The organism is Rosenbergiella epipactidis, assembly GCF_018494055.1.
In the GTDB taxonomy this organism is placed as follows: Bacteria; Pseudomonadota; Gammaproteobacteria; order Enterobacterales; family Enterobacteriaceae; genus Rosenbergiella; species Rosenbergiella epipactidis.
This window is the reverse complement of the sequence record NZ_JABBFQ010000001.1, coordinates 52,174-76,288: the sequence shown is the minus strand read 5'-3', so window position 1 is coordinate 76,288 and position 24,115 is coordinate 52,174. Positions and strand designations below refer to the sequence as shown.

20 protein-coding genes are annotated in these 24,115 nt (G+C 51.2%); 13 read left to right on the top strand and 7 right to left on the bottom strand.

From position 1 onward, the window contains the following. Positions 1–10 precede the first annotated feature (10 nt). Both HGT71_RS00345 and HGT71_RS00340 read left to right on the top strand, forming a co-directional pair. Positions 11–1,780, top strand: coding sequence for a GMC family oxidoreductase (locus tag HGT71_RS00345; RefSeq protein WP_214216043.1), 1,770 nt, complete (start codon positions 11–13; stop codon positions 1,778–1,780). 4 nt (positions 1,781–1,784) lie between these two features. Further along, entirely contained in the window at positions 1,785–3,041 is a 1,257-nt protein-coding gene (locus HGT71_RS00340; protein WP_214216042.1) for a c-type cytochrome, read from the top strand. Between the two features lie 66 nt (positions 3,042–3,107). Here the strand turns inward: HGT71_RS00340 and HGT71_RS00335 are convergent, their stop codons facing one another. Next, the gene (locus tag HGT71_RS00335; RefSeq protein ID WP_241596045.1) at positions 3,108–3,779 is read right to left on the bottom strand and encodes an SDR family oxidoreductase; all 672 of its coding nucleotides are present in this window, start codon (positions 3,777–3,779) and stop codon (positions 3,108–3,110) included. A gap of 129 nt (positions 3,780–3,908) precedes the next feature. Continuing rightward, a complete protein-coding gene (locus tag HGT71_RS00330; protein WP_214216040.1) occupies positions 3,909–4,298 on the bottom strand; it encodes a winged helix-turn-helix transcriptional regulator in 390 nt (129 codons plus the stop codon). 109 nt (positions 4,299–4,407) lie between these two features. Here HGT71_RS00330 and HGT71_RS00325 point away from each other — a divergent pair, with 109 nt between their 5' ends. The 5 genes from HGT71_RS00325 (at position 4,408) to acpA (ending at position 10,117) form a co-directional block, all read left to right on the top strand. Further along, on the top strand, positions 4,408–5,457 hold the full coding sequence (locus HGT71_RS00325; RefSeq protein WP_214216039.1) for an NAD(P)-dependent alcohol dehydrogenase: 1,050 nt from the start codon (positions 4,408–4,410) through the stop codon (positions 5,455–5,457). 276 nt (positions 5,458–5,733) lie between these two features. Continuing rightward, positions 5,734–6,783 (top strand): dihydroorotase, encoded by a 1,050-nt coding sequence (pyrC, locus tag HGT71_RS00320; RefSeq protein WP_214216038.1) that lies wholly within the window; start codon positions 5,734–5,736, stop codon positions 6,781–6,783. Positions 6,784–6,888: 105 nt separating this feature from the next. Further along, entirely contained in the window at positions 6,889–7,140 is a 252-nt protein-coding gene (gene bssS, locus HGT71_RS00315) for a biofilm formation regulator BssS (protein ID WP_048911964.1), read from the top strand. Between the two features lie 84 nt (positions 7,141–7,224). Continuing rightward, positions 7,225–8,346 carry an N-methyl-L-tryptophan oxidase gene (gene solA / locus HGT71_RS00310; RefSeq protein ID WP_214216037.1) on the top strand — a complete coding sequence of 374 codons (1,122 nt, stop codon included), beginning with the start codon at positions 7,225–7,227 and terminating at the stop codon, positions 8,344–8,346. 82 nt (positions 8,347–8,428) lie between these two features. Then, positions 8,429–10,117, top strand: coding sequence for an acid phosphatase (gene acpA / locus HGT71_RS00305; protein ID WP_214216036.1), 1,689 nt, complete (start codon positions 8,429–8,431; stop codon positions 10,115–10,117). 43 nt (positions 10,118–10,160) lie between these two features. On the opposite strand, the gene trhO is transcribed toward acpA, so the two are convergent. Then, the gene (trhO, locus tag HGT71_RS00300; protein WP_214216035.1) at positions 10,161–11,219 is read right to left on the bottom strand and encodes an oxygen-dependent tRNA uridine(34) hydroxylase TrhO; all 1,059 of its coding nucleotides are present in this window, start codon (positions 11,217–11,219) and stop codon (positions 10,161–10,163) included. Between the two features lie 185 nt (positions 11,220–11,404). Here trhO and HGT71_RS00295 point away from each other — a divergent pair, with 185 nt between their 5' ends. Beyond that, the gene (locus HGT71_RS00295; RefSeq protein WP_214216034.1) at positions 11,405–11,800 is read left to right on the top strand and encodes a MysB family protein; all 396 of its coding nucleotides are present in this window, start codon (positions 11,405–11,407) and stop codon (positions 11,798–11,800) included. Here HGT71_RS00295 and HGT71_RS00290 read toward each other — a convergent pair whose 3' ends face one another. From HGT71_RS00290 to HGT71_RS00280, 3 genes are read right to left on the bottom strand one after another with little or no spacing between them, the layout of a single operon-like run. Beyond that, entirely contained in the window at positions 11,801–12,031 is a 231-nt protein-coding gene (locus tag HGT71_RS00290; RefSeq protein WP_048911944.1) for a YceK/YidQ family lipoprotein, read from the bottom strand. It abuts the gene before it with no gap. 45 nt (positions 12,032–12,076) lie between these two features. Continuing rightward, positions 12,077–14,632, bottom strand: coding sequence for a glucans biosynthesis glucosyltransferase MdoH (mdoH, locus tag HGT71_RS00285; protein ID WP_214216033.1), 2,556 nt, complete (start codon positions 14,630–14,632; stop codon positions 12,077–12,079). Then, positions 14,625–16,190 (bottom strand): glucan biosynthesis protein G, encoded by a 1,566-nt coding sequence (locus tag HGT71_RS00280; RefSeq protein WP_214216032.1) that lies wholly within the window; start codon positions 16,188–16,190, stop codon positions 14,625–14,627. The genes mdoH and HGT71_RS00280 overlap by 8 nt, the downstream gene beginning before the upstream one ends. A gap of 219 nt (positions 16,191–16,409) precedes the next feature. Between HGT71_RS00280 and mdoC the strand changes: the two genes are divergently transcribed. The 5 genes from mdoC (at position 16,410) to HGT71_RS00255 (ending at position 22,855) form a co-directional block, all read left to right on the top strand. Continuing rightward, entirely contained in the window at positions 16,410–17,534 is a 1,125-nt protein-coding gene (gene mdoC, locus HGT71_RS00275) for a glucans biosynthesis protein MdoC (RefSeq protein ID WP_214216031.1), read from the top strand. A 24-nt stretch (positions 17,535–17,558) separates the two neighbouring features. Then, positions 17,559–19,043 (top strand): SulP family inorganic anion transporter, encoded by a 1,485-nt coding sequence (locus HGT71_RS00270; RefSeq protein ID WP_214216030.1) that lies wholly within the window; start codon positions 17,559–17,561, stop codon positions 19,041–19,043. 126 nt (positions 19,044–19,169) lie between these two features. Then, positions 19,170–19,733, top strand: coding sequence for a sugar dehydrogenase complex small subunit (locus HGT71_RS00265; protein WP_214216029.1), 564 nt, complete (start codon positions 19,170–19,172; stop codon positions 19,731–19,733). Between the two features lie 42 nt (positions 19,734–19,775). Continuing rightward, on the top strand, positions 19,776–21,431 hold the full coding sequence (locus HGT71_RS00260; protein WP_214216028.1) for a GMC family oxidoreductase: 1,656 nt from the start codon (positions 19,776–19,778) through the stop codon (positions 21,429–21,431). A 41-nt stretch (positions 21,432–21,472) separates the two neighbouring features. Next, on the top strand, positions 21,473–22,855 hold the full coding sequence (locus HGT71_RS00255; protein ID WP_214216494.1) for a c-type cytochrome: 1,383 nt from the start codon (positions 21,473–21,475) through the stop codon (positions 22,853–22,855). A 39-nt stretch (positions 22,856–22,894) separates the two neighbouring features. Here the strand turns inward: HGT71_RS00255 and HGT71_RS00250 are convergent, their stop codons facing one another. Then, positions 22,895–24,055: an MFS transporter gene (locus HGT71_RS00250; RefSeq protein WP_241595779.1), complete on the bottom strand. Its 1,161-nt coding sequence runs from the start codon at positions 24,053–24,055 to the stop codon at positions 22,895–22,897. Positions 24,056–24,115: the final 60 nt, after the last annotated feature.

Below are 24,115 nucleotides of genomic sequence, written 5' to 3'. Positions count from 1 at the left end.
GTATTAAGAGATGCCAAACGTCACAAAACAAGCAGTTGATGTCGTGGTCTGTGGACTGGGTTGGGCAGGGTCCCTGATGAGTATTGAACTGGCGCAAGCAGGGCTGAGCGTTCGCGCATTGGAAAAAGGCCCCGATCGCGATTACGATGAGTTCGCCTATCCTAAACCCGCTGATGAGTACGCTTATGCAGTGCGGAATAAAGTGATGACCACGCCTGCCGAGTCAGCGGTCACCGTCCGTTATGGACTGCAAGACACCGCCGTGCCAACGCGTAAATGGGGAGCCTTTGTCCCCGGGGGAGGCGTCGGCGGATCCGGTATGCACTGGACGGGAGTCTTGATCCGCCCGACCCCTACCGACCTCAAACTAAAAACCTATGCCGACCAAGCCTACAAACCCGGTATCCTGCAAGAAGATATGCGGATTATGGATTTCCCTTTTAGTTGGCAAGAGATCGAGCCTTACTACGATAAGTTTGAGCGGATTTGCGGCTTATCGGGTAACACCGGTAACTTAAAGGGGGTGATCCAGCCGGGGGGCGACCCGTTTGAAGGTCCTCGTTCTCATCCTTATCCCTTACCTGCCTTGGAGGACACCTTAAATAATGTGATGTTCTCCGCTGCAGCCAAAAAACTCGGTTACCACCCTTTCCCTAACCCTTCCGCCGCCGCGTCACGGGCTTGGACCAATCCCTATGGCAATACGATTACACCCTGTAACTATTGTGGGTATTGCTCTAAATATCCCTGCTTAAACTATTCGAAAGCCTCGCCGCAAACTGCCGTTATGGATGCCTTAAAGCGTATGGATAACTTTTCCTATGAGGTGAATGCCGAAGTGACGCGCGTGGTCTTGCATGACGATAAAAAGAGCGCGAAAGGCGTAATCTATTACGATGCCGAGGGTAATGAGTGTTTCCAGCCAGCCAAAATCGTCATTCTCAGTAGCTTCCAATATTACAACGTTCGATTAATGTTGCTATCAGGGATCGGCAAGCCCTATAACCCGATCACCGAAGAAGGCGTGGTGGGCCGTAACTATGCGTTTCTAAGTAACGGGGGTGCTACGCTGTTTTTTAAAGATAAAAACTTTAATCCATTTGTCGCAGCAGGACCTACCGGTCAGATGTTTAACGATATCTCACCCGGTAATGTTGACGGCCCGAGCTTAGGTTTTATCGGTGGGGCAAAAATTCATAGCTCACAAGCGACGGGGACACCTATTAGCGCCGCGCTACCCAAAGATACGCCCAAGTGGGGATCCGGCTGGAAAGAGGGGTTAGAAACTTGGTACGGCCACTCGATGAAAGTCAGTATTACTACCACCTGTATGGCATACCGCGACAGTTATCTGGATCTCGATCCGACCTATACGGATAAGTATGGGCAACCCCTGCTACGCATGACGTTTAATTGGAAGCGAAATGAATTATTGTTACAGCAGTACCTAAAAGGGATCGTCGGTAATCTGGTTAACGAGTTGAATCCCGACAGCTTTAGCATGAGTTTTCTACCTATGGACGCCAATTTTGATCTGACCAAATATGTCTCAACCCATAATGTCGGTGGCGCAGTGATGGGCGATAACCCTAACACTTCCGCATTAAACCGCTACCTACAAAGTTGGGATGTGCATAACGTGTTTGTGCCAGGGGGGAACGCTTTCCCACAGAATTTCCAAGCTAACCCTACCGACACCATTGGCGCGATCACCTTAATGGCTGCACAAGCGATTAAAGATCACTATTTATCCAATCCTGGCCCTTTGGTAGAGGCGTAAGCGAATGAAATATACTTTACTTGCCTTAGCACTCTGTTCCAGCCTGTTCAGTAGTGTCTCTGCTTCGGCGGAATCGGCTTCCCCTACTCTCATTCAGCAGGGTGAATACTTGGCGCGGTTAGGGGACTGTATGGCCTGCCATACCGTTTCAGGAAAGGACGATTACGCGGGAGGCTTAGCAATCAGCTCACCGCTAGGGACGATTTATTCAACCAATATTACTCCCGATAAGGAGCACGGTATCGGTAACTTTACCGAGCAGCAATTTGCCGATGCGGTGCGCAAAGGGATATTACCGGATGGTCGTCATCTCTATCCTGCTATGCCTTATCCGGACTACGCTAAGATTAGCGACCAGGATATCAGCGCCCTGTATCACTATTTTATGCAAGGGGTAAAACCTAGCTCGCAACAGCCTCCCACTACCGCGTTACCGTTTCCCTTTAACCAACGTTGGGGCCTTGCACTTTGGAACTGGGCCTTCGTCGATGACCAACCCTTCACTCCATTACAAGGGGCTAGCCAGCAGATTAATCGCGGTGCGTATATCGTGGAAAGCTTGGGTCACTGCGGCAGTTGTCACTCGCCTCGTGGCCTTGCTATGAATGAGAAGAGTATGAAGAGTGGCGAACAAAGCTTTATTTCTGGTGGAGAGCTGAATGGATGGGCCGTGCCCTCACTGCGTGGCATCGCCCGCTGGTCGCAACAAGATATCGTCGACTATCTGCAAACCGGTCGTAATCGTCAGGCTGGGGTAGCGGGAGAGATGACCTCCGTGGTGGCACACAGTACCGCATACCTAACGGATGAGGATGCGCAAGCCATTGCAGCCTACCTTAAAGCTTTGGGTGGGAACCCGACGATCGATACCGGTAATCCACAGGCGGTGCAGCGCACTGCAGACAAGTTAACCGCGGCGAAAAATCTCACTGCGGGTGAAACCTTGTATCTTGATAACTGTAATGCCTGTCACGTCGTCGATGGCAAAGGTGCTCCCCATGCCTTCCCTGCGCTGGATCAAGCGTCAATCGTTAACGCCGAGAACCCCACTGGTCTGATTCATATCATTCTTGCAGGTGCGCAATTGCCTTCGACGGCGAAATCGGCTTCGGCACTGAAAATGCCTGGGTTTGCGCAACGCCTGACCGATCCGCAGGTTGCGGCGTTAGCGACTTTTATCCGCCAAGGCTGGAGTAATCAGGCTGGTGCGGTGACCGCCGAACAGGTCAAAGAGGTCCGCGAACAGCTCGCTAAACCCTAACTAACGCTGTCAGCCTTAACCCCACTGCTTTGGGTTAAGGCTGAGTGATCTCCCACCGACAGGTGGTTACCAGTCGAGCGTCTGTCCTTGATAATCGAGGTAATGATGACCGCCTTGACTCGCCGCCGTTATAATCACCTGTTTTAATCCGCTGCTACTTTGTTCAACCGAGACTGGGGCGTGATCACCGCCCATATCGGTCTGCACCCAACCGGGATGTAACGATAATAAAGTGATACCCGCTTGCTGCGCTGCAGGGTGTAGCGCACGCACGAGCATATTCAGGGCAGCCTTGCTGGCAGCATAAAGTGACATTTCGGCAGTGGGGTTTTCCGTTAAGCTCGCCATTTGTGAACTGGTGAAGGCCAGTACGCCGCTCTGCGGGACAAGATAAGGGAGTAAACGCTGCGCCAAGCGTACGGGGGCAAAACTATTGGTCAGGAACAGTTGATGTAACTGCGCATCGCTCGCAAGATCGACACGTTGTTCAGCCGGGCCAAATACCCCCGCATTGATCACGATGGCCGCGAAACGTTGGTCAGCTATCTGTTCGATAAACTGTTGCTGGCTGGCCGGGTCAGTAATATCCAGCGCCAACCACTGTGCCGAGCTATTGTTCACGGGTGTACCGCGGTAGGTTGCGGTCACTTGCCAACCTTGTGCGGAAAATTGCTCGACTAATCCCAGTCCAATCCCCCGTGAGGCGCCAATAATTAAGATCGTTTGATTGCTTGCCACAATAGCCATAATACCTCCCAACTTGTGTCAATAAAGATACTATAGTCAACCTTGACCCACCTGACGTTATCGAGAGTGCGATTAAAGGGTTAGGCAGTGCCTCCTCGCTTTAGCAGGTATTGCCATGCATCACACTTCGCCCGCCGCACCTTGATACAACGCGTCCATTTCATCTAACGCTGCTTGATTTTCCAGCCCCCATTGATACAGGGTCTCAATCGGTTCGGCGAAGGTACGACCTAAAGGGGTCAACCGATAATCGACTTTCGGCGGGACAACATCGTAGACATGTCGTGCGATCAAACCGCGTGATTCCAACTCCTTAAGTGTTTGAAACAGCATCTTTTTTGAGATGCCCTGTAAGCTGCGTTGCAGTTCTCCCGTACGGGCACGCCCCTCGGGCCAGTGATATAGCGCATGCAGGACCATCGAACTCCATTTCACTGAGAAGAGATCCATGATGCGCCGCGCGGGCGAATCGGCATAAAAATAGAGTTTCCCCTCGACCCAATCGGGCATCTTTCGCTCCTTAACTTTATGGTTACCAAATGGTAACTACTATCCAAATAGACTGTTCTTCACTATAGTCCTGCCCCGCACTCAGACCAAGTCATTACCGTGAGGAAACATGAAAATTACTGCTTTAGTGGCCCATGATGCCAACGCCCCCCTCGTCTCAGCACCGATCACGCTGCGATCGCTACAGGATCAGGATGTCAACATTGAAGTCCTGTATTGCGGCGTCTGCCATTCCGATCTGCATATGGCACGTAATGAGTGGGCAGTGAGTCGCTATACCCTCGTTCCCGGCCATGAGATTGTCGGCAGAGTGGTCGAGGTCGGGGCCGGTGTGACTCGCTTCCATCGTAACCAGATCGTCGGCGTTGGCGTGATGGTCGATTCATGCCGCGAGTGCCACTTCTGTCAGATGCAGGAAGAGCAATATTGCGAGCAAGGCTTTACCGCCACCTACAACGGAATTGATCGCTACACCGGTCAGAGTACCACGGGCGGTTATGCGCAGAATATTATCGTCGATCAGAACTTTGTGGTGTCAGTTCCCGATAGCTTACCGCTGGCCGGTGTTGCCCCGCTATTGTGTGCCGGAGTGACGGTATGGTCACCGCTGCGCCACTTCAACGTTAAAGCGGGTGATCGCGTGGGGGTTGTCGGCCTGGGTGGCTTGGGCCATATGGCGGTGAAGTTAGCCAGTGCATTGGGTGCCGAAGTCACCTTGTTCACGACCTCACCCCAAAAAGGCGCGGATGCTTATCGCCTAGGAGCTAAGCAGGTTGTGGTCTCTACCCAAAGCGAACAGATGGCGGCAAGCCAAGCCTCGCTCGATATCATTATCGACTGCGTCGCGGCGGCCCACGACTTAACCCCTTACCTCGCGGCACTGAAAACGAATGGCCACTTAGTGTTAGTCGGTATACCGGAAACCTCGCACCCTTCGCCGCAAATCACTCCAATGGTATTTCGACGCCTGAGTATCAGCGGATCGTCGATCGGCAGTATCAAAGAGACTCAAGAGATGCTTGATTTCTGTGGGCAGCATTCGATTACGTCGGATATCGAATTGCTACAAGGCGAGGAGATCGAAACCGCCTTCGAACGCATGCTGAAAGGCGATGTAAAATACCGCTTTGTAATTGATATGCAAGCGACTCAGTGGTAAGCCGTCTTAGGTCGAGCCTTTTACTCACCTATCATGCAGTGCTGCCTCACTGATGGGCGCAGGTAAAGCAGTGGGCGGCCTAGTGGTCCACTGCTTTGACCCATCGGGGACTATTTTTATGCCGCGGCAGATGCTGCCTCGACGGGCCTTTCGCAGCTAGAGATTGTTGACTCCGCGTATTTTTAAAAAAAAGGGTGCAATCTGTAGCGCTGCCCATTATCCTTGGTGCCCGGCCTGAACGCCCAAATCGTTGACACTTTAGCCGGAGCCTTGCTGATGAAATCCCCTGTAAACACGCTTACCCTTCGTCGTCCTGATGATTGGCATATCCATCTGCGTGATGATGCTATGCTGAACACTGTCCTGCCTTATACCAGTGCGCATTTTGGTCGAGCCATTGTGATGCCGAATCTGGTTCCGCCAGTGACCACCGTTCACGCTGCAGAACACTATCGTCAACGCATTTTAGCCGCACTGCCTGCTGATCATCACTTTACCCCTTTAATGACGTGTTATCTGACGGATAGCTTGTCTGCCGACGAGATTGAACGGGGCTTTACGCAGGGCGTCTTTACTGCAGCAAAACTGTATCCGGCCCATGCGACCACTAACTCCAGTCATGGCGTGACCAGCATCGATCATATCGCTGCGGTGCTCGAACGTATGGAAGCCCTCGGCATGCCGTTGCTAATCCACGGCGAAGTCACCGATGCCCATGTCGATATTTTTGACCGTGAAGCGCAATTCATCGATCAGGTGTTAATCCCGCTACGTCAACGCTACCCTGCGCTACGTGTCGTAATGGAACATATCACCACCCGTGATGCGGCGCAGTATGTGCAAGAAGGCAATGAGCTATTGGCCGCAACAGTGACCCCACAACACTTGATGTTTAACCGTAACCATATGCTGAGCGGTGGGATTCGTCCGCACCTGTACTGCTTACCGATTCTGAAGCGCAACATCCACCAGCAAGCACTGCGCGATGTGGTCTCAAGCGGGCATCCTCGCTTTTTCCTTGGCACAGATACTGCGCCGCACGTGCAGTCTCGCAAGGAATCTAGCTGCGGCTGCGCCGGTGTTTTCAATGCTCCCACCGCCCTAGCCGCCTATACCAGTGTATTCGACGAGCTTGGCGCCCTAGAGCATCTTGAAGCGTTCTGTTCCATTAATGGCCCTACCTTCTATCGACTGCCGGTCAGCGAGCAAACCATCACCTTGCAGCGTCAAGCGTGGACGGTACCTGAACAGATCGCGATGGGCAATGAACAGCTTATTCCATTCTTAGCGGGCGAAACGCTGCAATGGCAGGTGGTTACTGAATAATCAGCAGGCCGTAAAATCCATGCTATACTCTATCCTTCCTGTGTAACGAAACAGGGAACTTGTGACCTCAGTCTTCACTTACGTTTGACGATTATGGAGGTTAAGATGGATAAAGAAAATAATGTGATCCAAACACATCCGTTAGTCGGTTGGGATATCAGTACCGTAGAAGATTATGATGCGATGATGATTCGTCTGCATTCAGTCTCTTCGGACCAACAAACAGAAGAAAACGCCGACATCGGTCCAGCTTATTGGATCACGACGGATGTGGCCAGGCAGTTTATTTCTCTACTCGAAGCGGGGATTGCCCGTATTGAAGAGTCAGAGAGCCAGCCAATCAGGGCAAAGCATTAATCATCCAAGGCACCTTAGGGTGCCTTTTTTTGTCTCCTGCCGCTCGACTCTGCTATGCTGCAAAGAAAATAGCGGAGCAATGCAATGATTTACGATGTCATTATTGTCGGAAGCGGGTCAGTCGGCGCTGCAGCGGGCTGCTACGCGACCATTAACAACCTCAACGTCTTAATGATCGATGCCCACCACCCTCCCCACCAGCAAGGCTCACACCATGGCAAGACGCGTTTAATCCGTTATGCCTATGCCGAAGGTGACCAGTATGTACCGCTACTTCAACGCAGTAAGGTACTGTGGGAGGCGTTAGAAAAAACTGCCGCGACCACGCTTTTTCGACGCAGTGGCGTACTTTCTCTCGCCCCCATCGATAGCCCGCTCATTCCACAATTACTTGACAGTGCTAAGACCTGGTCAATCGATGTCGAAGCGCTCAGCGCCGAAGAAATTATGCAACGCTGGGAAACCTTCGTTATCCCAGCGGAATACCACGGCGTAATCGATAAAGACGCTGGGTACCTTTACTGCGAAAAAGCGGTTGAACAATGGATCCGCCTCGCGCAAGAGCAAGGCTGCGCACAGCTGTTTAATTGCCCGGTAGAGTCGATAAGCCACTATGATGATCTCTATCGCGTGACCACCGCCGACGGTGACTACACCGCACGAAAAATTATCGTGACGGCCGGCAGTTGGGCGAAAAAGCTACTGCCAGAATTACCGATTACCCCTGTACGCAAGGTTATGGCCTGGTTTCAATCCGATGGCCGCTTTAGCCACCATACTCACTTTCCAGCGTTCACCGCTCAGTTAACCGATGGCAGCCAATATTACGGTTTTCCTGCTGAGGATGATCAGCTGAAAGTGGCGCGGCATGATGGCGGCCAACCGCTTAATGATGCTACGGAGTGCCTGCCCTTTGGTCACTCTCCATCCGATGGCAGCGAATGCTTCAGCTTCCTAAAGCAATTTTTACCGGGTCAGAGCGCGTGCCTATTCGGTCAAGCCTGCAGCTACGATAACTCGCCAGATGGTCACTTCATTATCGACTACCTTGGAGAGGATAAAACCGGGTTGGTGATCAGTGGCTTAAGTGGCCATGGGTTTAAATGCGCCCCGGCACTGGGCGAAATCGCGAGTCAGTTCGCTCTGGGCAATGATATAGAAACAGTCATCTCTCCTTTCCGCTTAAGCCGCTTCGCAAAAAGTTAATTCCCCTGAGTGCTTGTCATAAAAGCGTCACGATCAATCCGTATCGTGACGCTAACTTTTCTTGTTAGAACAAGGGCATCGCATGAAGTCGAAGAATAAAAACGCCTCCACTCCTGAAAATCCACAACGTCGTCGGCTACTGGCGGGCGCATCCGCTCTTGGAGTTAGCTCCACTTTACTGCCCCTCAGTGGCGCCAACGCTGGCCAAGGTAAAACCGCTGCCGCACGCCCGCTAAATGATTATTCCGCGCCAAGACAGACGGAACTGTTGCGCGAGCACGTGAAAAATATCGTGGTGATTTATGCGGAGAACCGCAGCTTTAATAATCTGTTTGCCAATTTCCCTGGCAGTCAGCAACCGTTAAATCAACTGAGTGAACAGTCAACGCGTCAAGTTGATCGAGATGGATCGCCATTACCGCATCTACCGCCAATTTGGAAAGGGATGGTACCGGATCCTCAAGTCGTCAATCATAAGCGTTACCAAATCGATCAACAGGCGGAGTATCTGACCAATCTACCCAATAAACCTTTCGCCTTGCAGGGTGATGATCACGAAGCACTGCCACAGGGGGTAATCACCCGCGATTTATGGCATGTGTTCTACCAAAATCAGATGCAGATTAACGGCGGTAAAAATGACCGCTTTGTCGCTTGGGCCGATTCTGGCGCCCTCACCATGGGCTACTATGCCGACAGCGCCTACAATATGCGCTTATGGCAGCTGGCGCGTGAATACACGCTCTGTGATAACTTTTTCCAAGGTGCATTCGGCGGATCCTTCCTTAATCACCAATATCTGGCCTGCGCGCAAGCCCCTTTCTACCCAGAGGTTAAGACGTCCCCTGCCAAAGGCTTAATCGCTGAGTTGATGAGCGATGATCCCACAGACACACGGTTAAAACCACTGGCTGACTCGCCCGCCAGCGCCTTAACCGGTATCCCGAAATTCGGGCCGAGTCAAATTACCCCTGATGGCTACGCCGTAAACACGATGCAACCGCCGCACTGGCCCTCTGCCAGCCGCGATCCGCAGCGTCCCGATTACGCCGATGCCAGTAAGGCCAATGTACTGCCCGCACAAAAGCACGCGCATATTGGCGATAAGCTCACGGAAAAAGGCATTGATTGGGCATGGTATGCCGGTGGCTGGCAATTTGCGATTGACGACCAGAAAGACAGCACGGATTTCCCTCCTCGTCCTGATTTCCAGCTCCATCATCAACCGTTTAACTATTTTGAAAACCTTGGCCCGAGCCATCCGGCTGCCAGAAAGCAACACTTACGTGATGGCGGATTGGGGGACTCCCCAGCGACTAACCATTTTCTCGCCGATGTACAAGCCGGTAAATTACCGCCCGTCACCTTCTATAAACCGCAAGGTAACCTGAATATGCATGCCGGTTACTCCGATGTCGAAGCCGGGGACCGTCATATTGCGCATATTATTGACCAATTACAACGCAGTCCGCAGTGGAAAAATACGGTAGTGGTGATCACTTTTGATGAAAATGGTGGCTGGTGGGATCCTGTCGCTCCCCCGAAAGGTGATAGATGGGGACCCGGTTCACGCATTCCAGCATTGGTGATTTCCCCTTTTGCACGGCGCGGACATGTGGACAATACGCAATACGATACCGGATCGATCTTGCGGTTTATTAGTCGCGTACACGACCTACCGTTACTGAACGGCTTAACCGCACGCGATCACGCATTGATGGTACACGGCCATCAAAAAATGGGCGACCTAACGGCCGCCCTGCAATTTTAGTAATCGTCCCACGTAAACAGCCCCTGCTCAGCAGGGGCAACCCTTAGGCGTCGTTTTTATTGATTGGCGTTGGCAGGGTCATCCGTAATAATCCTCGCGACTTATTGAAGATTTTATTACTGGTTTCACGGCCTGCACGGCGCTGGCGTTGCTCTTCGGGGGTCAACGCTGACTCTTCCAAGCATTCAGGGCTACAACAGCCACGGTATTTCACTGCGCAGTCATCACACTGAATAAACAGAAGATGGCAACCATCGTTCAGGCAATTGACGTGGGTGTCGCAAGAGGCCCCGCACTGGTGACAATGGGCTAAGACATCATCGGAGATACGCTCGCCCATCCGCTCATCAAAGACGAAGTTTTTGCCTTTAAAACGAACCGGTAGTCCTTGCTCACGTGCTTTACGGGTATATTCAATAATCCCGCCCTCGATATGATAAATATTATCGAAGCCTTGGTGTTTCATGTACGCACTCGCTTTCTCGCAACGGATACCACCGGTGCAATACATGACGATCTTCTTCTCTTTTTGCTCTGCCAGCATCTCGACGGCCATCGGCAATTGATCGCGGAACGTATCAGCGGGGATTTCCATCGCATTGTCGAAATGGCCCACCTCGAACTCATAGTGGTTACGCATATCGACAAAGACAGCCTCGGGGTCGTCAAGCATAGCGTTGACCTCATCGGCCTTCAGGTAAGCACCGACATCACTGGCATCGAAACTGGGATCGTCAATACCGTCCGCCACGATACGTTCACGAACCTTCATCCGTAATACCCAAAAGGACTTCCCGTCATCATCCAGGGCGATATTCATCCGTAAGCCATTTAGCGCAGGATCGAAGTCGAAAATTTGCTGCTTCATTGCCTCAAATCGGCTAGCAGGGACACTGATCTGTGCGTTAATCCCTTCCGCCGCGATATAGACACGGCCAAACACTTTTAGGTTGAGGAATGCTTGATAAAGCCGGTCGCGAAACGCCTGCGGATCATCGATGGTGAAATACTTATAGAACGAGACCGTGGTACGCGGCTCGGTCTCCTCCATTAAACGCTGTTTTAATTCTTTATTCGAGACAAGGTTATGTAACACTGGCATGGTGTTCGTCCTGTTTAGGGGGATTGAAAAGGCGCCTATGATACCCGATAGCCCCACGCATCCCAAGAGCCTATCCGCACTTCATTCAGGAAAAACTGAAAAGTAATAAAAATCTGCTGTGGTCCCTCAGGCTGAAAAATATGTTCTATGCTTCATCTATTCCCACAGTGATTGAGGTTACGACAATGGATTTATTCACCACCTTAGACGAAGCAATCAGCGTTGCAAAAGAGACTTTCCTGGCCGATCACCCTGAGGTGGACGAGTTAAGCGCCTCGGTAAGCCAGTTTTCATTACAAAAATATGTGATGCAAGACGGTGACACCATGTGGCAGGCGGAGTTTGCCGACCAAGAAGAAGCCCCCAGCGAATGTCTGCCGCTTTACTTCGATGAAGCCGCTCAAGCGATCTGGGATAACGAGTTTGATGAAGACGAGATTTTAGCCGAGTGGCAACCAGAGAATACGCTGCACGAATGGGACGAGGGTGAGTTTCAACTTGCGCCACCCACCGATACCGAGGAAGGTAGAGCCGCTGCCGAAGAGTGGAGCGATGACAACAGCGACTCTGAGCGCTGGTAATTACGGATAATCACCGTGCTTGGCATCAATGGGTAACATAAAGGTGTCAACAATTAACGAAAGCGGTAGATCAAGAATGGTCAAAAAGCGCCAATAGCCTTGGCGCAAATCCCACTGCACCCCGGGGTAATACTGATGCCCCGCTCCCTGCCCCGCGACACTTCGACTGATAATACTGCCGCAACCCGTGAGCATGACAATCGACAGCACAATACAAAGTCTTTTTATCATAACAGTGTAAACCCATTAAAAAAGGCGGCTTACGCCGCCTTCTTATCAGTTAACTTGTAAAGCGTTAGGGTTAAATTCGACTTTGGCATAACTGTCGTGCCATTGGCGATATTTATCCTGCTGCTGCCACAAGCGGCTGTGTAATCGCGCTAACACCACCGGATCGCTGATGGCCAGCAAGCGCTGATTGGCACTGCTTTTTTCTGGCGATTCACTCAACAGTTGGTCGATCTGGCGCTCACGCGCATGTTCCAGCAGATCACTTTGTAGGTGACGCGCCGTCGCCAGCGCAGTGGCTAACGCATTGAAGGACGGATGGAACAGCGCGTGCATAAAGCCATTCTCTAAGACGCGTTGGCGGTTAAGCAGCACGTAGTTATCCGTATCAATCAGCTCTTGTGGTGTCTCAAACTCTTCAGGAATTAAGAACAGTTTCGCGCGGCGTGAGGCTAAGCCAACGGTTGCACGGCTTGAGATAACCGACACAATTGGAGAAAGAATCAGCGAGCCTACAATTGGTGCTAACCACCACAGGAAGTTAAGATCCAGATAGCCCATGCCTGCCGCCCAGACAATCCCTAACAACATCTGAGAACCATGACGACGGAAGGCTTCGCTCCACGGCGTCGAGTCATCGTCACGCTGCGGGGAATCCCATACCGCTTTTAAGCCCAAGAAGGCGCTTACTACAAATAAGGTATGGAACAACATTCTGACCGGCGCTAACAGAACCGAGAACAGCATTTCCAGTATCAGCGAGATAAACACTCGAACAAATCCGCCATACGGCTTCGCACCTTTACACCAAACCAATAACACACTCAGCATCTTCGGTAAGAAGAGTAACACTAAGGTGGTAGAGAACAGCGCAATCGCTAATTCTGGACGCCAATGCGGCCACACCGGATAGAGCTGACGCGGTTGTAAAAAGTAGGTCGGCTCCACTAAGGAGTGAACGACCTGTAGCGCCGTCGACAACGCCAAGAACATAAACCACAGCGGTGCAGACAGATAAGACATCACGCCCGTTAGGAAGACCGCACGGTGAACTGGGTGCATCCCCTTCACCATAAACAGACGGAAGTTCATCAAGTTACCATGACACCAGCGGCGGTCACGCTTTAGTTCGTCCAACAGGTTCGGTGGCAGCTCTTCATAAGAACCAGGCAAGTCATAGGCAATCCACACGCCCCAACCCGCACGACGCATTAGTGCGGCTTCAACGAAGTCATGCGACATAATTGAACCGGCAAACGATCCTTCACCTGGTAGCGGGGCTAAGGCACAATGCTCGATAAACGGCTTAACCCGAATAATCGCATTGTGGCCCCAGTAGTGAGATTCGCCGAGCTGCCAAAAGTGCAGCCCCGCTGTAAAGAGCGGTCCATAGACGCGGGTAGCAAATTGTTGACAACGTGCGTACAGCGTATCCATCCCCGAAGCCTTCGGAGATGATTGGATAATCCCTGCATTAGGGTTAGCTTCCATCATCCGCACCAGGCCAGAGAGACATTCACCACTCATCACACTGTCGGCATCCAACACCACCATATAGGCGTAGTTTTGGCCCCAGCGGCGGCAGAAGTCGTCGATATTACCGCTTTTACGCTTCACACGACGACGGCGACGGCGATAGAAAATTTGCCCTGCTCCGCCCACATCACGGACCAGTTCCATCCACGCTTTTTGCTCGGCAATCGCGATATCGGCATCGTAACTGTCGCTCAGAATATAAACGTCGAAGTGTTCGCTATTACCGCTGCGTACTACCGATTCCCAGGTCGCACGTAAACCGGCGAATACCCGTTGCACATCTTCGTTACAGATAGGCATGATCAATGCAGTACGGTTCTCGGGATTCAGCGGCTCATCGCCCACCGTACCGTAAGAGATACTGTATTTATCTTTACCGATCAGCAGCTGTAAGAAGCCCATTAGCGCGGTCCAAAACCCGGCGGAGACCCAGCAGAACAAAATGGCAAAGAGGAAGAGAATTCCTGTCTGCAGCACATAAGGAAGGATTTGCAATACCGCCTGCTTCCAGTCCGGTGTGAACAGTTGCGTCGGATCAATTAGGGTCCAACCTTGATAAGGCAGGATGGTTTTCATGTACCAGGTAGCAACAATGGTCTGCGCTAAGGTAAGCAGCAACAGGATATAGCGACGAATCGTACCAACAACCCGCCATTTCTCTTCAGCGTTACGGGTTGGTGCATCTTGCAAACGCTCGCGTTGCTTACGGGATTTACCGCGTATTGTGCGCCATGCCCGCGTAATCGGGTTAGTTTCCCAGCTATCTGGAGACATCAACGCACGACGCACCGGCGGCATCGCCTTCAAAGTGGTGCGGTGTAAATCATCTTCAGCAAACTGAGCATCGTTATCGATCGCCTCTGACCACGCCATCTTCACACGCGATGAGACGGAGGCCAGTGCGGCATCCTCGTCACGATCGCTGGCAGTCACATCGTTGCCCAGTGTGTGATGGAACTGAGCAAAGCTATCTGATGCGGTCTCAGAGGCGAGTAGCGAAGACTGCTCTGCCGCATCAAGCGGCAGAGAGTCAACATACTGTTTAGAGTTAAACGTTGATTTATTCATTGGCAGGTAACTGATAGCTCCACGTTTCGGTCAATGGTTTTTCGTTGCTGGTTAACGCAGCACGCATCTCGGTCACTTGTTTCGGATCTTTCACGCGTAGACGTAACGTCAAACGCCAGCCTTTAATTACTGGGTTATAACGTACGTTTTGTTCAACGATTTCGCCATTTTTACCGATGCTCACTTCTGGAGCAATCTTCGCATCGCTAGCCATCTTGCTAAGGTTTTTGCCCACGAAGTCGACTAAGAACGCGATACTGCCATCAGGTTGACGCACCAGATTGGACTGTTTGACATCACCCGTTGAGCGCAGGGTATCCTGTACCCAAGCGACATTGTTGTCATGCAGCGCAGACTCATCACGGGTAAAGTGCAGGCGATAGTCAAATTTCATCTCTTTACCGGCTTCCGGTAATTTTTCCGGGCTCCAGAAAGCAACGATATTATCGTTCGTTTCATCGTTAGTTGGGATTTCAACCAGTTCGATATGACCTTTGCCCCACTGGCCAATAGGCTCTACCCATCCGCTTGGACGTTGGTCGTAACGATCGTCGAGATCTTGGTAGTGGCTGAAGTCACGATTACGTTGCAACAAACCGAAGCCTTTTAGGTTCTCAACTTGATAGGTGCTGACCCCTAAGCGACGCGGATTGTTGATAGGACGCCAGATCCATTCACCATTGCCGTTATGAATTGAGAGACCGTCAGAATCATGTAACTCATTACGGTAATTCACCACTGGAGAAGGTTGATTTGCCCCGAAAAGGTACATGCTGGTCAGTGGCGCGATCCCGAGCTTTGTGACAGCGTCACGAAGGTAGACCCGAGACTGTACATCAACCGTACTCTCTTTACCTGGATGGATAATAAAGCGGTAAGCGCCGGTTGCACGTGGCGAGTCTAGCAACGCATAGATCGTAAGTTGTTTAGCGTTGGCCGTTGGACGTTCAATCCAGAACTCTTTGAAGCGCGGGAACTCTTCCCCCGCTGGCACGGCGGTATCGATAGCAAGGCCACGCGCCGACAGACCATAAGTTTGGCCTGCGCCAACCACACGGAAATAGCTCGCGCCTAAGAAGGAGCTGATCTCATCTTCTTTTTTACGACTATTGAGCGGGTATAAGACTTTAAAACCTGCAAACCCTAGGTTTTTAAGGGTATCGGCATCGTGCGGAACTTTACCGAAGTCAAAGTAGGCAGGGTCGTATTTAATTTCATGCACGGTGGAAGCCGTGACTTCATTTATTTTAACCGCTTGGTCAAAATACATTCCTTCATGATAAAACTCGAGTTTAAAAGGCGTATGGAGTTTAGACCAATAAGCTTTATCACGTTTAAATTGAATTTGTTGGTAATCTGCATATTTCAATTCACGGAGTTGTGAAGGCAAATTACTGTTTGGAGCTTGATAGTTTTTCTTCGCTAACGATTTAGCTTGCTTTGCGACATCGTCGATACTAAATGCCCAGCTATTGCTCGTGTAGAGTGCGACAAGTACCGCTGCGCCAACCCATTTGAGCTGTCGTCCTTTATATGTAGTATCTTTCTTGATGAGCACATCGCCCCCTTAAAAATGTGTACCTAACTGACTAAGCTTATAATAATTGATTCCCAAGCATTCTGACAGTCATCTTCGAGTTATAGTTTCTTTTTATTAGAAATGCCGGATTTTTCGGATAGTTTTACGAAACCCGATTCCAGCCAAGGTTGTCTGATATACTTAATGTAATCTTAGCCGTAATCGTGCAAATTGCACCCTAGACGATGAGTATAGATGATGTCTACCCAACCCCCACAACGTGAATATTTTCTCGATTCCATCCGCGCCATTTTGATGCTACTCGGTGTTCCCTTTCATGTATCGCTGATTTATTCTTCACAGCATTGGACAGTCAATAGCCCAACTTCATCGTTCGGCTTGACCCTTTTTAATGAATTTATTCACTCGTTTCGGATGCAAGTATTTTTCGTCATTTCCGGTTATTTTTCCTATATGCTTTTCTTACGTTACTCGCCGCATCGCTGGTTAAAAGTAAGATTGGAGCGGGTTGGTATTCCTTTTTTAGCCGCAATCCCGTTAATCACGTTGCCGCAATTTTTACTATTAAAGAATGTCTCGGATAAATTTCCGCAGTGGTCTCAATTCACGCTGTATGAAAAATATAATACCCTGTGTTGGGAGCTCATTTCCCACCTATGGTTTTTATTCATTCTCTGCTTGTTAACGATGATCGGTTATCGGTTGTTTCATTTCCTAAAACAGCGGACTGAACAGTGGCAAGATAAAGAGATTGGCTGGTGGCAGGTTATTGGCGGCTTAACCCTCAGTATTCTGGTCTGGTGCCCACTACGTCGCGTATTGCTACTCACCCTGCCGCTGGTGATGAAAGATGCATTAATGAATATCGTGGTAATGCAGGTTCTGTTCTATTTACCTTTCTTTATGCTGGGCGCGCTCGCGTGGCAGATCACCTCGTTAAAAGCACTGTTTATCAAACCCCATCCATTACTGTGGATCGGCACGGTACTGGCCTTTTGTGCCTACCATTACAACCAACACTACAGCTCGGGTGATGGCTGGCTCTATGAACTTGATGCACTAATCTCGATGGTAATGGGGATCTGTATGCTGAATATCTGCTTTAGCAGTGGTTACCGGTTATTAAATATCCATTCACCCGCTGTCAGTTATTTGGTCAATGCCTCACTCTTTATCTACTTAGTTCACCATCCGTTAACCTTGGTTTATGGCTTATATGTCAGTCACGCAATCCATAATAATTACCTTGGTTTTTTTACAGGATTAGTGATGGTTTTTGGCGTATCATTTATCCTTTACGAAATTCATCTACGTATTCCTGTGTTGAGATTCCTCTTTTCAGGCAAAAGCAATAATAAATAAGTCGTATTTTACAAGGTATAATGAATGGAACCCTGTTCTGCAGCAAAAGCTGGGCAAGTGAAAGCGGTGCTGACCTCACCCGCCAAACTGATTACTGAGAGTTTAGCGGGTATCGTTACTGCTCTGGCGCTGATCCCTGAAGTCATCTCGTTTTCTGTTATTTCTGGTGTCGACCCGAAAGTCAGTCTTATCGCCTCCTTTGTCATCTGCTTAACCCTCTCTTTTATTGGCGGTCGGCCGGCGATGGTCAGTGCAGCAGCAGGCTCTGTCGCCTTGGTGATTGGCCCAATGGTGGCAGCCCATGGCGTGAACTATATTTTGCCGACGGTTGTGTTAGCTGGTGTAATGCAAATCCTGTTCGGTTGGCTAGGTTTAGCGAGAATGATGCGCTACATTCCGCAATCGGTGATGACCGGCTTTGTGAATGCATTGGGTATCCTTATCTTTATGGCCCAAGTCCCGCATATCATCGGCCACGGACCGATGGTCTGGCTGTTCTTTGCGATAACACTCGCTATCGTCTTGGGCTTACCGCGACTGTTTACCGCCATCCCTGCCCCGCTTATCGCTATCGTCCTGCTGACTGCGGTGGTGGCCTATAGCGGTATGCATTTACCGAATGTTGGCGATGAAGGCAGCATGTCGCCCGGATTGCCGGGTTTCAACTCCCTTCAGGTCGCCCTTAACTGGCAAACCTTAAGCATTATCTGGCCAGCCGCGATCAGCGTAGCCTTGGTCGGACTGATGGAGTCGTTATTAACCGCCAAACTGGTGGACGAGCTCACAGATACGCCTTCAAATAAGCATCGGGAGTCTTGGGGATTAGGTATCGCCAATATTTTGGCGGCTTTTTACGGTGGTGTAGCCGGTTGTGCGATGATCGGCCAAACTATTGTCAACGTTGAGCTAGGTAAAGCGCGCAGCCGTGTGTCTACCGTGGTCGCCGCCTGTGTGTTATTGCTGTTAGTTAGTGTATTAAGCCAGGTGATGGCGAAAATACCGATGGTGGTGCTTGCCGCCATCATGGTGATCGTCTCAATCAAGACGGTCAATTGGCATAGCTTACAGCCTAAAACGCTGCGCCGGTTACCGGTTAGCGAGACCCTGATCATGCTGTTTACGGTACTGATTACGGTATGGACCAGTAATCTCGCGCTCGGGGTTGTAGTGGGTGCGGTATTTGCGACACTCCTTTTCGCTAGACGAATCAGCCACATTATTGTGGCTCATCGTTCGCTATCCCCATCGGGTGATCGTGTCACCTACCAGGTCCAAGGCCCGCTTTTCTTCGCGAGCAGCAATGATCTCTACGAACACTTTGATTATGCTAATGATCCTAAGCAGGTGGTGATCGACCTCTCCGCCGCGCAGGTGTGGGACGCGTCAAGTGTCAGCGTACTGGACTCCATCGAACATCGTTATCATCGTCACGGTTGTGAAGTGACTTTGGTCGGCCTTGCCGGGCGCAGTGAAGCCATTCATCAACGTGTATCGGCACATCGTCAGTAGTGCTATCAAGCGGTAAGCCACAGGTTTACCGCTGCCTAAACTAATCCTCAATCATTATAATGTTTTTATATTTAAGACGCATTTCACTATATTATGTGAACTTTATCACATCCCGTTTTGAAGGCCATGACTCCGAACTCACCATACTCAGATTGTGACGCTACTGGTACCGATACCAACCGTCGCCGATTCTTAAAAAACTCGCTGATAGTCACTGCAGGCTGCTTCGTCACCTCGCTTCCCCTTAGCGGACTTGCCCAAAATACCTCCCCGACTGGAGAACCTTTACGGGCGTTTATCCAGGTCACGCAGACCATCACCGAGCACAAGCACGTCAACGCTGAATTGGCCGCACACTTCTTTAATGCTTTCGTTAAAAAAGTGCCTGAATTTGCCCAGCAGATCACGCCGTTAGTACAGTTAACGCAAGTGGGCATGAGCGCCGCGACCTTTGCTGAGAGAGCCCAAGCCGCGGGACTGGAAGGGTTACTGCAACAAATTATCACGGCATGGTACACCGGCACTGTGGGCAACGATTACCACGGCATTCTGGTCAGTTACCAACAAGCGTGGATGTATCGCACCGTCAGTGATGGATTAGTGGTCCCAACCTACTGTGGCAATGGCCCCTTATGGTGGACCGCGCCAGTTCCCGATGCGAACAGCACGGCGGTGATTGACGCGTTGTAGTCCCCCTCATTCTTAGACAATATAAAAATAAAATTAACTATCATGAAAAAACCAGAATTTACTGCAAGCGGTGATGTGAGCGCCGATGTTGTGATCGTCGGCTCCGGTATTGTCGGCGGTATGATGGCGGACCGATTGGTCGCGCAGGGATACTCCGTAGTAGTGCTCGAAGCTGGGCTGCGTATCACCCGCGCCCAAGCGGTGGAAAACTGGCGTAATATGCCGTTTGCTAACCGAGCCGGTTCGGACTTCCAAGGCCTGTATCCGCAATCGCCGCTGGCGCCCGCCCCGCTCTATTTTCCACCGAACAATTATGTCAACGTCACCGGTCCCAGTGCGGGCAGCTTTCAACAAGGCTACTTGCGCACCGTCGGCGGCACCACTTGGCACTGGGCGGCTTCTTGCTGGCGTCATCATCCGAGCGATTTCGAAATGCAACGCAAGTACCAAGTTGGCCGCGACTGGCCGATCTCTTACCAAGAGTTTGAGCCTTGGTATTGCGAAGCGGAATATGAGATTGGCGTAGCGGGTCCCAATGATCCTGCAATGCAATCTCCTGCTGAACGTAGCCGCCCCTATCCGATGGAGATGGTACCTTTCGCCCACGGCGATAACTATTTTGCCAGCGTGGTTAACCCACACGGCTATAACCTTGTGCCGATCCCACAAGGCCGTAGTACTCGCCCTTGGGAAGGCCGCCCTGTCTGCTGTGGTAACAACAACTGCCAACCTATCTGCCCTATCGGCGCAATGTATAACGGTATACATCATGTCGAGCGGGCTGAACGCCAAGGCGCAGTCGTGCTCTCAGAGTCCGTGGTCTATAAGATATATACCGACAGTCAAAACCGCATCACTGCCGTGCATTGGCTGGATAATCAAAAAGCCTCGCATAAAGCCACGGCGAAAATGTTCGCCCTAGCCTGTAACGGTATTGAGACGCCGCGCCTATTACTGCTGGCGGCTAATAAAGATAACCCGAACGGTATCGCTAACAGCTCCGATATGGTCGGCCGTAATATGATGGACCACTCCGGTTTCCACTGTAGCTTCCTGACCGAAGAGCCAATGTGGCTGGGTCGCGGTCCAGCGCAGAGTAGTTGTATGGTCGGCCCGCGTGACGGGGACTTCCGCCGAGATTACTCAGCGAACAAAATGATCCTCAATAATATTTCACGAGTGGTTCCCGCGACAAAGCAAGCCTTAGCAAAAGGGTTGGTCGGTAAAGCCTTAGATGAAGAGATCCGTTACCGCTCCACCCACGGCGTTGATCTATCAATAAGCTTAGAGCCGTTACCGGACCCCGATAACCGTCTTACGCTCAGTGCTGATCGTAAAGATGCCCACGGTCTCGCTTGCCCTGATATTCATTATGATGTCGGCGATTATGTACGCAAAGGTGCCGAAGCGGCCCATGACCAACTGCGTCATATCGGTTCGTTGTTTAACGCCAAAGAGTTCAACATTACCACCAGCCTTAATGCCAATAACCACATTATGGGGGGGACGATCATGGGGGATTCCGCTAAGAATGCGGTCGTCGACAGCAACTGTCGTGCCTTCGATCATGAAAACCTTTGGTTACCGGGAGGGGGAGCTATCCCTTCCGCCAGTGTGGTCAACAGCACCTTGACCATGGCGGCGCTAGGATTAAAGGCGGCCCATGATATGGCTCAACGTTTGAAGGGAGGGGTATAATCGTGCGGCTTAATAAAACACTGGCGTGGGTATTGACCCTGATGGCGACCTCCCCTGTCGCCTACGCGCAAACCGAGGCTGATGCGGGCGCCGCGTTAATTGCTCAAGGCGAGAAAGTCGCCATCGCCTCTGACTGTCAGGCTTGTCACACGGCACCGGGCAGTAAAACAGCCTTTTCAGGGGGCTATGCCATCGCTTCATCAATGGGGGCAATCTATGCCACCAATATCACGCCGTCGGCACAGGGGATTGGCGGATACAGTGAGGCACAGTTTGCCAGAGCGATCCGCGAAGGTATTCGACCTGATGGGGCGCACCTTTATCCAGCGATGCCTTATACCTCCTATCATCTTATGACAGACGAGGATGTGCATGCGCTCTATGCCTACTTTATGCACGGCGTGAAGCCTGTCGACCAAGCTAATACGCCGACTAAGCTGCCCTTCCCGTTTAACCTACGCTTTAGTATGGGGATGTGGAACGCAATCTTCGGTAACACTGACAGCTATAAAGTGGATGAGAGCAAAAGCGCAGAATGGAATCGAGGCAATTATCTGGTTAATGGGCTTGCGCACTGTGACACCTGCCACACCCCACGTAACTTTATGATGGCAGAGAAACACGATCAGCCGCTGGCGGGTGCCCCCTTAGGCAGTTGGTACGCCCCGAATATTACCTCTGACCCGATCAGCGGTATTGGCGGATGGCGAGAAGACGAATTAGTCAGCTACCTAAAAACCGGCCGCGCCGAGGGGAAAAACCAAGCCGCTGGCAGCATGGCAGAAGCGGTTGAGCATAGCTTGCAATATTCACCGGATAGCGATCTGAAAGCCATTGCCGTTTACCTTAAGGGCACCGCCCCTATTCGTACCCCAGGGGAAACGGCACCGGCCTTTACTTACGGCAAGCCCGTCAGTGTCGAAACGGCGATCCGCGGTGATGCACCGAACAATGCTTATAACGCCCTCGATAATGGTGCCAAGCTTTTCAGTGGTAACTGCGCCAGCTGTCACCAACCGGATGGCGCTGGCAGCCCAAATCAGGCTTATCCGTCTCTTTTCCATAATACGGCCACCGGCATGATCCACCCTGATAATCTCGTTTCGGCCATTTTATTTGGAGTACGGCGGACCACTCAGGATCATGATGTCTTAATGCCTGCCTTCAGCTCGCCCACCTATGTAGATCAGTTGACGGATCAGCAAATTGCCGATATCAGTAACTATGTTTTGCATAATTACGGTAATCCGCAGGTAACGGTTGAAGCGGGTGATGTAGCCTGGATGCGTAAGGGGGGACGTTTACCTTTCCTCGCGGCGGCGCAACCTTATATGGTGCCAGGTATTGCCGTAGGTATAGTGGTAGTGATCTTGTTGTTAATTGGGCTGCGATTACGTCGTAGTCGCCAAAAACATAAATCTTGATGATCTTTCCCGGCCCCTAAGGGGCCGGGAAGCGTAAAACTAGTGCTTCAGCCGTAATGAGAGTAAGAAAATAATCAGTCCCATGACCGCTAATACTGTTCCGACCCAAGCTGTTGATACCCAACCATAGCCCGCATCAATCACGACCCCCCCGAGGAAAGCGCCTAACGCATTGGCCATATTCAGCGCCGAATGGTTCATCGCTGCCGCCAAGGTTTGTGCATCACCGGCTACGTCCATCAAGCGAATTTGTAGGGAGGGGATCAGCAGCCCTGCCGTACCGATCAAGAAGGCCGCCAAGAAGCCTGTCACCACATACTTCGATAAGAAGCAGAACAGCACCATAATGGCGATATTCCACAACAACGACAGACCGATAGTTTTGCGTACACTCCAATCGGCAAATTTGCCGCCTAAAGTGCTGCCAGCAATCATCCCAAGACCAAAGGCAGCCATTACCCAAGGAATTTGCGCCTCACTCATTCCGGCATAGTGGATCATCGTCGGGGTGATATAGCTAAAGACCGCAAACATCCCACCAAATCCGGTCGCACCAGTCAGTAAGGTTAAGAGTACTTGTGGCTTCTTAAGCGCCGTCAGTTCCCGTAACGGGTGAGCTGAACGATCCCCTTGGCTGAAAGGCACATAGCGAATGATCATCAGCAGTGACACGACCGCACAGGCCCCCACAAACCAGAAAGCCAGCTGCCAGCTTAAGTGATGACCAATCCATGACACCGCAGGGACACCGAGTAACGTTGCGACGGTTAAGCCTAACATCATACGGCCAATCGCTTTCCCCCGCTGATGCGCCGGAACCATCGAGGCGGCGACCAACGAGGCTACCCCGAAGAAAGCGCCGTGCGGTAGCCCGGTAATAAAACGCATCAGGACAAAGGACAGATAGCCTGGCGCAAGGGCGCTGGCTACGTTACCCAATGCAAACAGCCCCATTAAGGCGATCAATAAACGCTGACGTGACACGCGAGAAAACAGCACCGCGATCAGCGGTGCACCCACCACCACGCCGAGGGCATAACTACTGATGGCATCGCCCGCCCGGGTGATAGAACTGTGTAATCCGTGCGCCACGTCCGGCAGCAATCCCATGATGACAAACTCGCCCGTACCAATGGCGAAACCACCGAGGGCTAGAGCCAGCTGGGCTAATCCGAGATGTTCAGTTTTCGTTTGTGACACAACGACCTCATTAAATAACTGTGTGAAAAAAGCTGGGCAGATTTGCCACATAAAAAAAAA